9 protein-coding genes are annotated in these 14730 nt (G+C 50.7%); all 9 read right to left on the reverse strand.

What is annotated here, in order from left to right:
* Nucleotides 1–246 precede the first annotated feature (246 nt).
* Entirely contained in the window at nucleotides 247–4623 is a 4377-nt protein-coding gene (locus tag AC6CIF_RS18050; protein WP_498200852.1) for an alpha/beta hydrolase fold domain-containing protein, read from the reverse strand.
* A 13-nt stretch (nucleotides 4624–4636) separates the two neighbouring features.
* Nucleotides 4637–6187, reverse strand: a complete 1551-nt coding sequence (locus AC6CIF_RS18055; RefSeq protein ID WP_498200853.1) for an extracellular solute-binding protein — start codon at nucleotides 6185–6187, stop codon at nucleotides 4637–4639.
* A 142-nt stretch (nucleotides 6188–6329) separates the two neighbouring features.
* A complete protein-coding gene (locus AC6CIF_RS18060; RefSeq protein ID WP_498200855.1) occupies nucleotides 6330–8738 on the reverse strand; it encodes a DUF4962 domain-containing protein in 2409 nt (802 codons plus the stop codon).
* Nucleotides 8739–8772: 34 nt separating this feature from the next.
* Nucleotides 8773–9540 carry an SDR family NAD(P)-dependent oxidoreductase gene (locus tag AC6CIF_RS18065; RefSeq protein WP_498200856.1) on the reverse strand — a complete coding sequence of 256 codons (768 nt, stop codon included), beginning with the start codon at nucleotides 9538–9540 and terminating at the stop codon, nucleotides 8773–8775.
* A gap of 31 nt (nucleotides 9541–9571) precedes the next feature.
* Nucleotides 9572–11410 (reverse strand): cache domain-containing sensor histidine kinase, encoded by a 1839-nt coding sequence (locus tag AC6CIF_RS18070; RefSeq protein WP_498200857.1) that lies wholly within the window; start codon nucleotides 11408–11410, stop codon nucleotides 9572–9574.
* Nucleotides 11407–12444, reverse strand: a complete 1038-nt coding sequence (locus AC6CIF_RS18075; RefSeq protein ID WP_498200859.1) for a response regulator transcription factor — start codon at nucleotides 12442–12444, stop codon at nucleotides 11407–11409. The genes AC6CIF_RS18070 and AC6CIF_RS18075 overlap by 4 nt, the downstream gene beginning before the upstream one ends.
* Nucleotides 12445–12486: 42 nt before the next feature.
* A complete protein-coding gene (locus AC6CIF_RS18080) occupies nucleotides 12487–13365 on the reverse strand; it encodes a carbohydrate ABC transporter permease (protein ID WP_074093756.1) in 879 nt (292 codons plus the stop codon).
* A gap of 12 nt (nucleotides 13366–13377) precedes the next feature.
* Complete coding sequence (locus AC6CIF_RS18085) at nucleotides 13378–14295, reverse strand: ABC transporter permease (RefSeq protein ID WP_237176915.1); 918 nt, start codon at nucleotides 14293–14295, stop codon at nucleotides 13378–13380.
* A gap of 56 nt (nucleotides 14296–14351) precedes the next feature.
* A complete protein-coding gene (locus AC6CIF_RS18090; RefSeq protein WP_498200861.1) occupies nucleotides 14352–14561 on the reverse strand; it encodes a tautomerase family protein in 210 nt (69 codons plus the stop codon).
* Nucleotides 14562–14730 lie beyond the last annotated feature (169 nt).

Genomic DNA, 14730 nt, shown 5'->3' on the forward strand with positions numbered 1-14730 from the left:
AAAATAGTCGCAGATGCCTTGATCTGCTCTACCGACTTGAGCTGTTCATGGACAGAATCGGCAGCCTGTTGTGAATAGGACGAACCTTTAGGGTGAATCTTAAATTAAGGATTCATAACAAAAAGTAGCCTATCAGGCTATATAAGTTGAACTATAAATGTTACACCTTATCACTCCGATTGCAGTATGGTGTAATATTGAGCTTCAACTTATATAGACGCCTGCCAGGCTACTTGTTCTGATTCTTTATAACTCGGTAACTGTAACACCTGCTGCTTTGTAGTAGTCCTCATCTACATTGTTTAGAATGTTGGCCTTCATTAGAATGTTTACTCCGGCAAAGAGGCCGACTCCGTTTGTATTCCCTTCAATAAGGTTATGTTCAATCCACACATTCTCAGGGTCCCCTTCGCCGACATTGCCTGCTCCGGCATCACCTTTGTCGCGCTCAAGCCTCACACCCCAGTAACTGCTCGCCGTATTGTTACGAATTACATTGCCGCGAATCACCGTGCCCGGTCCGTTCAACACTTTGATCCCTGCTGCCTCTGCAATCATAGTGGTATTCTCGATGAGATTATCCTCAATTAGGGTATCGGGGGTACCCATGGTTACCGAAATACCGATTCGGCTGTTCGTGATTGTGTTGTCATGAATGTAGTTCCCTTTGCCAGACTTGCTGTGGTTGCTGGGCGCCGAACCCCCGGTATTGCCAAGCCCAACCCCTGCACCTGTCAATACGTCCGTAATGACATTGCCGGAAATTTCATTTAAATACTCCAGTTCACCATGAAGGTCGATGGCGTCCAACATTGTTCCGCTAAAAGTATTGCCACGCAGTACGTTATTATGGGCCACAAACTGGATCAACGCTCCATGTCTCAGATAAGGCCCCTCAAACACGCTATCCTCCACCACATTCCATAACGTATCATTGTCAAATCCGAGTCGATCGGTTTTGGCAGTCCCCTGAATGGACACACCGTAACCTGAACCTCCAGGGCCCAGATCTGTTGCATTGCGGAAGGTTGCATGCTTCACAACAACATCGCGACTGTGCTCAATGCGGATCGCCATTCGTTTGAACTTTTCCACAATCACGCCGTCAATCGTAATGTCATACGATGGTGCCTCGCCATAATTGGCGATGTGGATCATGCTATCCGGGCCCCCAGCGGAGGGGTTATTGGATTGATGATCGGTCGTGTAGCTACCGGACCAGGATGAAGTGATGGTCATGTTGGATACGAGTATGCTATGCTGAGCCGATGCTTTCAGAACGGCACTTCCCGTCACCTGATCCAGCGATGTCTTGAGCACGGTTGCTTCACGGCTCTCACCTCTCAGATTCACCCCGGATTTGAGCATCAGATTGGTGCTGCCATCCGGCCCGGATAACAAATTGTACACCCCATCAGGCAAAAACACTTCATCCCCAACGTTGGCCTCGTCCATCGCAGCCTGTATAGCAGGGCGGTCATCACTCGTGTTGTCAGCAGGATCTGCTCCATAATCCCGTACATCAATTGTACGTCCAGTCACAGCATGTGGAGCATGGACAACATGTGGTGTGCCATCTGTTTCCGTCAGACCTGGGGCGATAAAGGGCATCGTCCCTTCAGGTGGTTGTGGCACGATGTATGGAATCAGAGCCACAGGTGTCCCTCCCCCTGCAAAAGGGGCATACAGATGCACATCGGTCAGACTTGTGTAAATACTTGCATCGGAATTGCCCCGTCCGGTGATTCGCACATAACGTGCAGATATGTCCGGGATATCAAACGCCTGCATTTCAGTTGTATCCCCACTGCTTTCGCCGTTAAATATCTGGGTCCACTGCTCACCGTCAACAGACGATTCCATCTCCAAAAATGTCTTTCGGATATCCCCTTTGTAAAAACCAATCCCAACATAACCCACTGGCTGTACCTGCCCCAGATCAAATGTAATCCATTGCCCCTCTCCTGCAACAGACCAGCGTGTATAGCTGTTATTGTCGAGGGTATTGGTAGCAAGGTTGCCGTCGCTGCCACTTGCCGTGACGGAAGCCACAGGCAGGGACGATACCGGGACGTCAAGGGTTGTCATTTCGGTTGATAAAGCAGTGCTGACATTGCCGGCCTCATCAATCGCCCTCACTTGAAAGGTGTACGATGTTTCAGCTGCAAGTCCGCTGTCCCGGAATGACTGCTTACCTTGTTCGCTCAGCAGAACGCCATCCCGATAAATCCGGTAAGCAGATACAGCCGTATCGTCACTGGCAGCGGGCCATCTCAGTTCCGCAAAATCCGTTCCCCAGTTGCGAATCTCCAGCTCGGCTCCCTGCTCCCATTCGGGTGAATGCGTGTCACTTCCCTCTTCAATTAAAGCAATGACCGATAACTGTGGACGTGGATTGCTCGTTCCGTTGGCTTCCTTAGTATAGACGTTTACAGAGACGCCTGTTGCTCCCGCATCCGCGAGCAGAAATGCCACTTGCCCAACATTTGCACGTTCCTTCACATAATCGGTTACATCCACTTCATAGACTGCCGGACTTCCATTCCGATCTGCCGTGACCTGGAATTTTCCCAGCAACGAAGCTTCGCTCAGACTTTGTACGGGGGCATTCGACCAGGTTAATGATGATTCATTCCAGTCTGTAGCATCCAAACCGTAAAGGGACAACTCCGTATCGGTATTTGAAGTGCCTTTCTTGGCCGCAATCCGTAATCGATAACGATCTCCTTCTGGCTCATTTCCGGTCATATCAAATTTGAAATAAACATACTTCTTGGTGGAAGTAGTCGAAGAAATACTTAGTAATCCGGTGCTGGAACCTGTAGCTTGATTGAGATTCAGATCAGGCTTGCTGCTATCAATCGCCGCATCGTCGGTTGGCAACTTGCTGGCGATGACCTTCTCCATCAACGGTCGTTCTTCTTCATCTTCGCCCTCGCCAGATGAAGTATCTTCGGAGTTGCTTTTGAAAATAATGGGCTCCGTAACGATCCGGTTCTTCACATGTTCATCCAGGAAGGCCCATGCCTCCGCATTGGCATTCTCAGAAGCTGCACCTGTAAATCCATGGCCCTGACCAGGTACAATCTTCACATCCACAATCGGCACACCCGCAGATTGAAGCTGCTCTGCAAAAGTAACACTGTCCGTGTATGGAATGGTGGCGTCAGCGTCCCCGTGACGAATCCAGAACGGTGGATCATCCGGTGAAGCATAGGTGCCCGGCATCGCAAGTCTAGCCTGTTCCGGTACATCCAATGCGCGATGACCGCCAAGCAGAGCCGTGACCGAGCTATAATTATTGGCAAATGTCGTCGTAAAATCAGCGGGTCCGTACCAGTCGGCAACCGCCTGCACTTTGTCCGAATACTCAGGCCATCCACCAGAACCTTCGAGATCCGGTACCTCTACCGTGACTCCTGTATCAAGCACGACGGGATCACCAGCGACCAAGTCCCCCGTGGTCCCGAGTAATGCGGCCAGGTGACCACCTGCAGATGATCCCCAGACGCCGATACGACTTGGGTCCAGATTGTACTGGGCGGCATGGGCCCGCAAATATCGAATAGCAAGTTTGACATCCTGAATCTGGGCAGGGAAAGGCGCCTCAGGCGTGAGCCGGTAGTCCAGAGATACACCGATGTAACCGCGTTTGAGTACATAATTGCATATGGAGTTCAATGCCTGCTTCCGATCCCCGTGATTCCACCCACCTCCGTGAATATAGATCATGACTGGCATCGGTTCAGCTGCCGCTGTCTCGGGAACGGCAATGGATGAATACATCGCCCGCCCACCAGCCATGCCAATCTCCACATCCTCGTATAAAGTCACTCCTTGTGGTGGCGTAAACTCAGTATCCTCTTCTCCAGGCGGCACTGGGGAAGGAGCAGGCGTTATACCCGGAATGGCCTGACCGTAAATGGCAACATTGTCGATATACATGTTGGCCTGCATGGCATCTCCTGTCCGAAATCGAATATTCACTGTACTGTTATTGTTCGCTTCGGAACCCAGCGTCCAGCTTTTTAAGGTATTGCCTTCCTTATTCTTCATATCTGGAGTTCCTGGAGGAAGTTCAAACGTCTCCAACGTCGTCCAGGAACTGCCTCCATCCTTCGACCATTCAATAATCACGCTTCCGCTTATATAGGATGAAGCTCTTGTGTAGTAACTTAGCCGGATGTTTCCGTACCCGGTCAGATCAAGTGGCAGCGCGAGTGCATCGGTTCCATCTATCTTGACCATGTTGGGTTGGGATGGTGCGGTTGTTGAAGAAGACGTTTTGGCCTTGCTCCCGCCCGCACCATCCTGACGCCATGGTGCCTTCAATGCAATTCCGCCCGTAGAGCCAAAATTGTCGGGATCATCAAAGTTTTCCGCGTAAATCTCCAGCTCGGGCCCCTCGGGTTCCGGGATATTTTCTTCCTGTGCAGCAGCATTGATAACAGAATGAGGAATATCGTCTTCCATCGCCCGGACTTCATGCACAGGAATGGCGATACCGGTAATGAGTATGAAAGATATGGCAACAAGTACAGCCCGCTTCGTCCACGTTTTGAACAAGTCCTTCACTTGTATCCCCTCCGTATTCAACTGACTCATTGCACTGCTTTCAGTCACTCATTCTGCTATTCTAGCGACGCGGGGCTGACACTCCCTCACCCTTCTTAAATTTCTCCGTAGCTTCCTCGATGGCCTGATCGCCGCCTTTGGATTTCCATTCCTCAACCACTTTTGGCCAATCGGAGATGGGCTCCTTACCATAAACCATCTTGATCATGTGTGTGAGCAATACTTGAGGAGGTGTATCCGAATTGGGAGCAATCTCGGGATTCTGCACAAAGGCCTCCAACCGCGGATCAAAGTTGATGCCATCCCGGCCTTCTTTGGCTAAAATCGTATCGTAAATATTCATCAGTTTCCTGCCTTCTTCTGTCAGCGATAACGATCCTTTATTGTACGTTGTGTCCTGTACAAACCATAAGAACGACTGACGGTAACGCTCTTCATCCACGCCAGCGGAATCCGTTGGAGCGGTGTATGAAATCACGCCATTATCCTCAGTGTAAGTTTCTCCTTCCGTGCCGTACGTGAAAAACTTCTCCGCTTCATCGGAAACCATCCAGTTAAAAAAACGGATAATGGAAGTCGGATCAGCCGCATCCTTATTGATAAAGTAGGCACGTGTCACCGGACCGTACAGATAATAACCACCCTTTCCGTCGGGACCGACAGGGGAAGGGATAATTTCGATTTTGGCATCGGGAACCGACGCTTTAATCTGCTTCTCCCATTGAATCAGTTCGTTGGCGTTCATGGACCACATGCCCGCCTTGCCGGAGAGAATCGTATTTTTGAAGACGGTCGAATTAATGGTCGCAAACTCTTTGTTAATCAGCCCTTCTTCATACATCGTCTTATAAACCGTCAGGGCTTGCTGCATATTCTCGTTATCCATGAACTTGGGTACAATCTGGTCGCCTTGCTGCTCCATCATGGACAGGAACTGCTGCACATCATAGGCACCAAAGAAGGTATCCGCATATTTGAAATCTTCACGCCCCATATATGGATTCTCCACGCCAAGCTTTTTAAAGGCGCGCAGCACTTCCAATGTTTCTTCCACCGTGGTAGGCACCGACAATCCCGTTTGATCCAGCAGATCCTTACGAATCCAGGTTGCCCGGCGGGATGGATTGGATAAATATTCGGGGATGGCATAGATCTGGCCGTTATGGGTGACCTGGTCCCAGGCTTCCTTCGGCACGGCTTTGAGCAAATCTTGCCCATACTGCTGCAACAGCTCATCCAGCGGCTGGAATACTCCGGCTTCAACCGAGCCGGCCATCTCCTTGCCGTTGACACCACCATCACCCTGCACCACATCAGGAATATCATTGGTGGCAAACATTTGGACCATTTTCTGCTCATATTCCTTATGAGGCACAAGCACGATCTTCAGATCACTATTGGTCAGTTCCTCCAGCTTTTTCACCCATTTATCCTGGTTGATGTCCGGTGACTTCTCAACATACGTATACGCCAACGTTCGCAATGACATGGAGAATCTCGTCTTGCCGTCTCCCCCATTCTCACCGGATTCCGCCCCGCTTCCCTTGCTGCATCCCGCCATGAAGGTTGCCGCCAGCAATAGCGCCATGCCTGTGACCATCCACTTTTTCATGCTACCCCTCTTTTCATCCTGATTTAGGTTTAGGTACCACTTATATATGAAGCGCTTTCATGAAGATGATAAAACATCCCCACCGCCTGCAACAATGGGGATGTTTTAGATGAGATTGCGTTTTCTTTAGGTCAGCACTTATCTAGTACGTCTTGGATACCTCGATCTTCTTTGTTACACCGTTGTCGGTAAAATAGAGATGGATACCGTGATCCTGGTCATCGATGAAATAAGGGACATACTTCGGCTCCTCGATCTTATATGGTACAAGCAGCGTAACAATTGTATGACTGGTGGCAGACCGCGTTTCCGCGCTCAGATGATAATGTCGGTCCAACCCTTCGTACTCTGCCGGGTCCACCTCTGCAAATTGATCCGTCTGGCTAAGCTCTAGCTCACCTGAGGAAGCATATACAAATGTCCCCTCAAGCCCCGCCTTAGTACCGTTCAGGCGGAAGCTCTGCCCTTTCAACTGTAGCGGGTGCAGTCCATGGAACAGCCATTGAATGCTGTCCGGTTTCTCCAGATCAATCTGGTCTACAATGACGAAGTAGGATGATTGCAGAAAATGAATCTCCCGTACAACACGTTTCACATGGGGGACGGTGCTGGCATAGGCATCGGTCGCAACCGCGCGCACATAACCATCGCCATCCCGCCAATAGGCCTCTTCGATCTGTCCGGTTGCAGCCATATTCAGCACTTTATTATTCTCGGCATACTGCCCTTCTCCGCCAATCAGCAGATTGTTTTTGGAGCGTGTCTGCCTGCGCCATTCCCGGTGAAAGGAGCTTCCGTGCGCGATATAATAGCCGGTATCCGCGGCGAGTGGCTCACCGAATGCATGCAAAGTGAAGCTGTTCTGATCCGCATGACTGTGGCTGATGGAGCCATAACGGCTCGACTTGAGCAGAAGCATCATATGTTCATCCGGATCGTCCATCCGGTGATGCATGGCTACCCATCCCACATCACGGAACCACTTCAGCGGCTCGATGTCCACAGGCGACTCTTCCTCCACCTGTGGATAATCATGGTGGTATACCAAGTCGTCAAAGTTAAAGTCCCACCAACCGTAGTTATAAAAAGCTCCCTCTGTCCCCGGATCGGATTGGCGTACACGCTCAAAGTACCATTGGTACCAGCGGTTCCCTGTAACCCCGGCCAGTTGGCGGACAAGATAACCTGTTTTCAGGTTTACCGGGTCACCCAGCGTAGACTGATCCCCAAAGCTGGCGCGCCGTGCATCAGGCGGATAGACGTAGAACGGAAAATCTCCGGTACGCTGGAAGAATGGCCGACGGAAAAAGTCGATGCCCGCATAGTTTCGCAGCAAATTCATCGCTTCGGTCACATAGGCCATGCCTGTTGTCCAATACATCGGACCTTCGGCCCAACCTCCATCACTGCCTCCCCATGGGGAGTACAGACAGGCATAATAATCGATTGCATAATCCAGCCACTCTGCAGCCTGCTGCTCCTCATGCAACAAGGACATACAGCAAGGTACAAGCACGGAGGATAATGAACGCACCGCATGGCTGTCATAGGGCACATGATGAATCTTCGAGCGAACCATCACATGCTGGGCTACCTGTTCTGTCCGCCGCAGCAAACTGCGCCTGACCACTTCCTGCTCTTCACTGTTCAACTCATCATGCAGCCAGTCATAACCCCAAGCGAGCGCAGCGGCAACCCGAAAAGCCGCCTCGTCATTATAATCACGGGAGGTCGTTCCCTCCGTATCCCAAGCTGCTACATGTAACAGCCAGGTTTTCGCCGCTTCGAGCAGCCGTTCGTCTCGAAGCACTCGCCCAGCGATACTCAGATGACGAATCGCATATAACACCTCCTGACAGTCAATGTACATTTGCCTCCACAGTGCGGCGACACGTTTGTTCTCCGGGTAGGGCTGCGGTTCACGAATGGGCTCACGTTTGGCCCACGGTTCCACGGAATTTGCCATAAACGCATCCCAGCCGCAGTATGTAGCATCTGACGCAATGGCATCCGCAAGTGCATTCAGCCCACGCTCACCAAGCCACAGCCGTGGGTGAGACGTGTCTGTGGAAACATATCGCTGTGCCCGGGAAGGCAGCGGTGTTTCCGGTAATCCCGCTGACACCGTAAACCGCCGCACCTCACTCCAAGCCGACATTTCTCCTTGCTTCCCTTGCGAGGCATGCCCTTCGACTTCACTCCCTTGCTTCTCCTGTGAGACAGCCGCTTCGGATTCGCTCCCTTGCTGCACTGGATGGTCTAGAAGCAGCGCATATCGCCAATAATAATCCCCAGGTTCAAACACCCGGTCTGGCGTGAAGAAGTTATACGGGAGCGGCGCAAAGGTCATCGTCTCTTCTTCCTGAAAAGAAGGGCTCGCCGACACTTGCAGCAGATAGGCATTCTCATCCTCCTGCTGTGCCGCCATCCAGGTAAACCTTGGCGGATTCTCTGCCAGAACGGTATGCTCGTCAGGGGCATAGTGCACATGGAACGGCCCGGTGATGGGTTGATACAACGATCTTTCTGCAAGCTTTCGCTTCAATTCCATCGTTTTGTCCCCTCCTTATCACAATGTTGTAACATCAACGCATATACATGCCGCCATTGATTTCAAGCGTCTCTCCGGTAATAAAAGAACCCAGATCGGAACACAGGTACACCGCCGCTCCTGCGACATCATCGGGAGTCCCTTCCCGTCCAAGCGGGATGCTGCTTAACGCAGAAGATCGACCTTCCGCCGAGGTGAACGTAGCATGGAATGCCGTCTGTCCGATGAAGCCTGGGGAGAGCGCATTCACCGTAATCCCGCCAGGGGCAAGCTCTTTGGCAAGCCCTTTGGTTAACGCCATGACAGCCGCCTTGGATGCTGCGTAAATCGCTGCACCCGGCCCGCCTCCATTATGAGCCGCTACAGAGGTCAGATTGATAATTCGTCCGCCACCAGCCGCCCTCATGCCAGGAATGACTGCTTTGGAGACAAAAACGGTGCTCTTTAGATTGACATCCATAATCCGGCTGTACAGCTCCTCACTCATCGTTTCAATGGGGCTTCGCTCCACCAGATGTCCCGCGTTGTTAACCAACAGGTCAATTGGACCGCCAAAACGGAGTGTAATCTCTTCAACCATCGCTCTGATGGCATCCGTATCCGTCACATCTGCCTGAAATGCCGCCGCTTCGCCACCAGCATCCCGGATTGTAGCCACGACTTCCTCCGCCCGATCCATATTATGCAGGCCATTCACAGCAACCTTCGCCCCGCAACGAGCCAACGCTCCAGCGATAGCAGCACCAATCCCTCCACTGGAACCTGTTACCAATGCGATTTTGTTCTGTAAATTGATATTCATGTTTTATCTTCCTCCTTGTTATTGGTTTGAATTAAATTCGCTTGCTGTGCTGGTCCGCCGGAAGCGCCATCGTAATGGTCGTTCCCATACCTTCCTCACTCTCCATCATCAAGCCGTACGTCTCCCCAAATACGAGCTGAATCCGGCGATGTACATTCATAAGTCCGATGCCCCCGCGATGATAAACATCATCGGTGTCTTCACCTGCCAGACGGTTCAGTTCCAGACGGCGACGCAGTTTCTCCAGACGTGCCTTGCTCATGCCCATACCATTATCCTGAACGATGACAAGAAATCGATCATCCAGACGCCGAGCATCGATACGGATAAAATGACCCGGTTCCATGCCCCGTGGAAACGCATGTTGTAGCACATTTTCCACCAGGGGCTGGAGGGTGAGACGAACCATTTTTTCCAACAATAGATCCGGTGCAATGATGACCTCAACTTCAAGCTCCCGATCCATACGATGTTTCATGATGGAAAGGTAGGCCAGCACATGCTTCAACTCATTGGCAACCGTAATTTCCTCCAGATTGGTCTGAATGGAATAACGGAGCATATGAGCCATCGATTCCACCATCTGTGTAATTTCTTCGGAATCCTGTACGACGGCATAACATTTGATCGTCTCCAATGTGTTGTATAGAAAATGCGGATTGATCTGCAACTGGAGCGCCTGAAATTCCGCACGGTGTCGTTCCAACGCTTCCTGCTGTAGCTCAATTTCCGACTTCTGGCGGCGCAGCTCCGACTCATATACACTCTCAATCATGTCCGACAAACGACTGACCATCAGATTATAGCTGCGAATCAGCACTCCGATCTCATCGCGCCTTTCCTTCATCTCCACCTTGTTCCAGATTCCCTTCTCCGTCTGTCTCATTCCGTTCATCAGCACCCGAATCGGTTCTACTTGAGATGCTCCGATCCGGTAGGCCACCACAAGCGCAGCGAGCAAGGTCCCTGCACCAACCCATAATGTAGCTGAGCGGATCGTTGCAATCGGCCTTTGAAGCTCCGACAGCGGCACGGAAGCAACAAACCGCCAGCCCGAATAGGCAGACAGCTCCGATATAAACAGCCGTTTGGTGCCATCCGTGTTCTGTTCCAGTGACCCTGCCTCCATGTGCATAAGTCTGTCCACGGTGCTGGACGACATCACGGTCTGCGCCTCCTCGTCCCCAGGAGTGTAGATGACATTTCCGTTCTGATCCATCACATACTGATAGCCCCCTTGACCGAGGTCGAGTTCACCCCAGATGTTGTCAAGTTCCAGCACATTCACTTCCATCGCCAGCACTCCGTTTGGTGTATAGGAGGATACCCCCCTGATCCGGCGCGCAATCGTAATGACGTTTGCATTCTGTCCACTGCGAATACTGCGGGTGAGCAGAGTCGATTCACCATTCGCAGGGGTTGCAGCGAGCAACTCCTTATACTGCTGTGCAGCATCGATATCGGGTATGCCCGCTGAATTCTGGTTGTCATCGATGACAACCCGCCCGTTCTCCCCGATAACATACAGGAACTTGATCTGTGGATATAACATAAAAACAGGCGGGAACACGTTCCTTTTAATCTGGCGGCTATACTCGTAATAGGCATAACTATCCTCCGAACTCATATCGAGGAAGTGCTTCACACTTCCATTTGAGAGGATGGAGTAGGTTGCGCGATCATAATTTTGCAAATACAGATCGGTCTGGTACGCCGTGTTACGCATCGTTTGGGCGATGTTGTCCGCCAGTTGATCGTTCATCTCAGTCGAGGCATAGGTATAGGTAAACAAGCCAATGGCAGACAGGGACAACGTAATTACGATGGCAAAATGAAAGAACAGGCGGATCGACAGGCTGCGCTTCATCATTCAATGCCCAACTTACTGCGATATTCGGACGGGGTCAGTCCGGTAATTTTCTTGAATGTCTTCGTAAAATGGGGATGATCCGCATACCCCACTTCGTAGGATATATCCGTAATCCGGTTGCCCGGCTGTTCCAGCATGCGTTTGGCCAGTTCCATTTTGCTGCGTATCCGGTATTGGATAAAGGTCTGACCTGTCGTCTGTTTAAACAGTTGGCTGAAGTAGGACGGGTTCAGTCCCAACTTGGCAGCAATCTCGTCCAGTGAAACTTCACGGCGCAAGTGCTTCTCCAGATAGGCTTTTGCTTCTTCCACTGGATGCTTGCGCTTGCCACTGCGCTTTTCCTTGATCGTCTTCATTAACGTGTGGATCTCGTTGCCCAGAGCCTCGAAACACTCTTTTGAGGAAGCGCTTACAATTATCTCACTGGACGTACTCATCGTTCCGTTGCCACGGGCGTTCATGCGGGCCACAATCAATTCCAACAATTCCTGAAAAAGCTCCGATGTCTGCTCAGGCATCAGGGCATACGCAGGATAACGTTCAGACCACGCTGCGAGCAGCTCCGTCACATCGGAATACCTTAACTCCCATATGGCCTCTTCCAGACGCATCGCCCAATCATTCAGCTCCCTCACGGGTACAAGGGATACCGTAGGTTTATCCTCTTCGGATGCCAGCAATTTGAGCAGCAGTTCATGAAGCTCCTGTCGTCCCACAGGCTTGAGCAGATATCGCTTTACCCCATAATCCATACAGGCTCTTGCATATTCAAAGTCTGAATAACCGGAGACTACAATAATGCGCATCGTACTGCCTTGCTCGGATAAACGTCGGCACAGCTCAATACCATCCATCGTTGGCATGCGAATATCCGTGAACAGAATGTGTGGCCGAAAGTCTTTCACCACCTGAAGGGCCTCTTCCCCATGCGCCGCCTGCCGAATCTCACAATCAAACAGTCCTGCTTGCTCAATCATCTTCGCCAGACCCATCCGAATCATCGGTTCATCGTCCGTAATCAAGATTCTGAACATCGCCATTCCCCCGTTTCCGTCAGATCTGTATGCTGCTTGTAGTTAAGATTTGACGGAGCCGACCATGATTCCTTTTACAAAATGCTTTTGCAGGAAAGGATAAATGATAATGATTGGCAAGGTGGCGATGATGATGGTCGCCATTTTGATGCCTTCCGGCGATGTATGTGCAAGGGTGCTATAGACGGCAGAACCCGGATCGACGGAAATATCGTCACTCTCAAACAGCTTCTTGAGTGTAACCTGGATCGGCCACCAGGCCGGATCATTCAGATAATAAAGCGCGGTAGAATACGCATTCCAGTGGCCCACCGCATAGAAAATGCCGAGTGATGCCATAGCCGGTTTGGATAATGGAATAACGATACGCCAGATGATGCCAAACTCTCCACAGCCATCGATGCGGGCAGCGTCGATCAATTCACCCGGCAGCTGTGAGAAGAACGAACGCATGACGAAAAAGTTAAAGGCGTTAATCGCTCCTGGCACAATCAGCACCAGCGGATTGTTGACTAGGTGTAACTCTTTCATCAGGATAAAATTCGGAATGAGCGGCGCCGAGAATACGACGGTCACCAGGACAAACATGACAACTAGAGAGCGACCTTTGTACTCTGGACGAGACACGGGATACGCGAGTGATGCCGTTGCGGCGAGATTGACCAGCGTACCCACTAACGTTACCCCAACCGATACCGCAAAGGCTCGCCAGAAGGCAGCATCGCCGAATACATATTCATAATTGATCCAGGTAAAAGCTACAGGCCAGAAGCTGACCTTTCCGCCCATGATCGCTTCCGAGCTGCTAAGTGACTGGGCCAGTACATTAATGAAAGGCAGAATCATCGTCAACGAGAGCAGCGTAAGAAAAACGAGATTTCCAATGCGAAATATACGGTAACGGACACTGGGGGTACGCATCCACCTCGCCTCCTAATACAGGCTTTCGCCGGTTGTTTTTTTGCTAAAGAAGTTACCGAGTAGAATAAGCATCAAGCCTACCACCGACTTGAACAACCCGATGGCTGTTGTATAGCTGTATTGCTGTGAGAGAAGCCCCGCTTTGTAGATGTACGTATCGAGAATCTCGCCAGATTCCAGATTGAGCGGATTCAGGAATACAAATACACGCTCAAAGCCCAGATCAAGGAACTTCCCGATGTGCAGCAGCAACAAAATCATAATCGTTGGCAGCAAGGATGGCAGAGTAATCGACCATATTTGCTTCAAACGTCCAGCTCCATCCACCTCTGCCGCCTCATACAGATCGGGATTGATGCCCGCAATGGCAGCCAGGAAAATAATCGTTCCGTACCCGGAGTCACGCCAGATCCCGGAACCGATCAGAATGGAACGAATGTACGAATCTTCTCCAAGGAAGTAGATCGGTTGCATGCCCAGAAATCCAAGTGCCTTGTTGACCACCCCGGCATCCATCGAGAAAATACCCATGAAGATACCGCTAATGACGACCCAGGACAGAAAGTGAGGCATGTATACAATCGTTTGCAGCAAACGCTTAAACACAATCATCCGTACTTCATTCAACAGAATCGCCAGTAAGATCGGTACCGGGAATGCAATCACCAGATCATACAGTCCAAGCAGAAGTGTGTTATTGAGAATTCTTAAAAAATCATAATGGCTGAACATCTTCTGGAAATGCTCCAGACCTACCCAATCACTTCCGGTAATGCCTTTGAAAATGTTGTAGTTCTGAAAGGCAATCACTGAACCGAATAAAGGTACATATTTGAAGAGGAAAAAATACAGGATACCCGGTAAGGAGAGCAGATATAATATCCGGTATCGCCACAGATAACGTCCCGCATCTCCGAGCCGAGCGCCCAGACCAGACGAGTGAAGTCCGGTTGCACCCCGGCTTGGTGGCACGATATCTGCCGGCTTCACGTCTTCTCCCCTCCCTGCTTCTGTGATTGCGTGCTTCTCAAGTTATCAGGAACGTTCTCGTCCCATGGGATTTCATTGAATTCGATGGAAATGTAATCTGGCTCACGGTCGATAATACGCGAGAGCTCGCGTGTGAACACCTCCACTATCTCCTGCTTTTGCTCATCCGTCCTGCCCTCATACAGCCTGATCTTAATTTCTGGCATCCGATTTAAGCTCCCTTCATTACGTGATGTAAACGCTTTAACAACTTCATCTTAGCGTTCCTGCGAAAGGGCAACAATGGACTGTCTTTTCGTTCACTTGTGTTTTCTTTAGGTCATGACAAACAAGCCCAAAAAGCCCCCATACGAATGGGGACCTCGCTAGAACCTT

This window comes from Paenibacillus sp. GQ49 (assembly GCF_059759055.1).

Coding starts and splice junctions, on each gene's coding strand:
- AC6CIF_RS18070 (WP_498200857.1), bottom strand. CDS start 11,410: ATGATGAAGCGCAGCCTGTCGATCCGCCTGTTCTTTCATTTTGCCATC.
- AC6CIF_RS18080 (WP_074093756.1), bottom strand. CDS start 13,365: ATGCGTACCCCCAGTGTCCGTTACCGTATATTTCGCATTGGAAATCTC.
- AC6CIF_RS18090 (WP_498200861.1), bottom strand. CDS start 14,561: ATGCCAGAAATTAAGATCAGGCTGTATGAGGGCAGGACGGATGAGCAA.
- AC6CIF_RS18055 (WP_498200853.1), bottom strand. CDS start 6,187: ATGAAAAAGTGGATGGTCACAGGCATGGCGCTATTGCTGGCGGCAACC.
- AC6CIF_RS18075 (WP_498200859.1), bottom strand. CDS start 12,444: ATGTTCAGAATCTTGATTACGGACGATGAACCGATGATTCGGATGGGT.
- AC6CIF_RS18065 (WP_498200856.1), bottom strand. CDS start 9,540: ATGAATATCAATTTACAGAACAAAATCGCATTGGTAACAGGTTCCAGT.
- AC6CIF_RS18060 (WP_498200855.1), bottom strand. CDS start 8,738: ATGGAATTGAAGCGAAAGCTTGCAGAAAGATCGTTGTATCAACCCATC.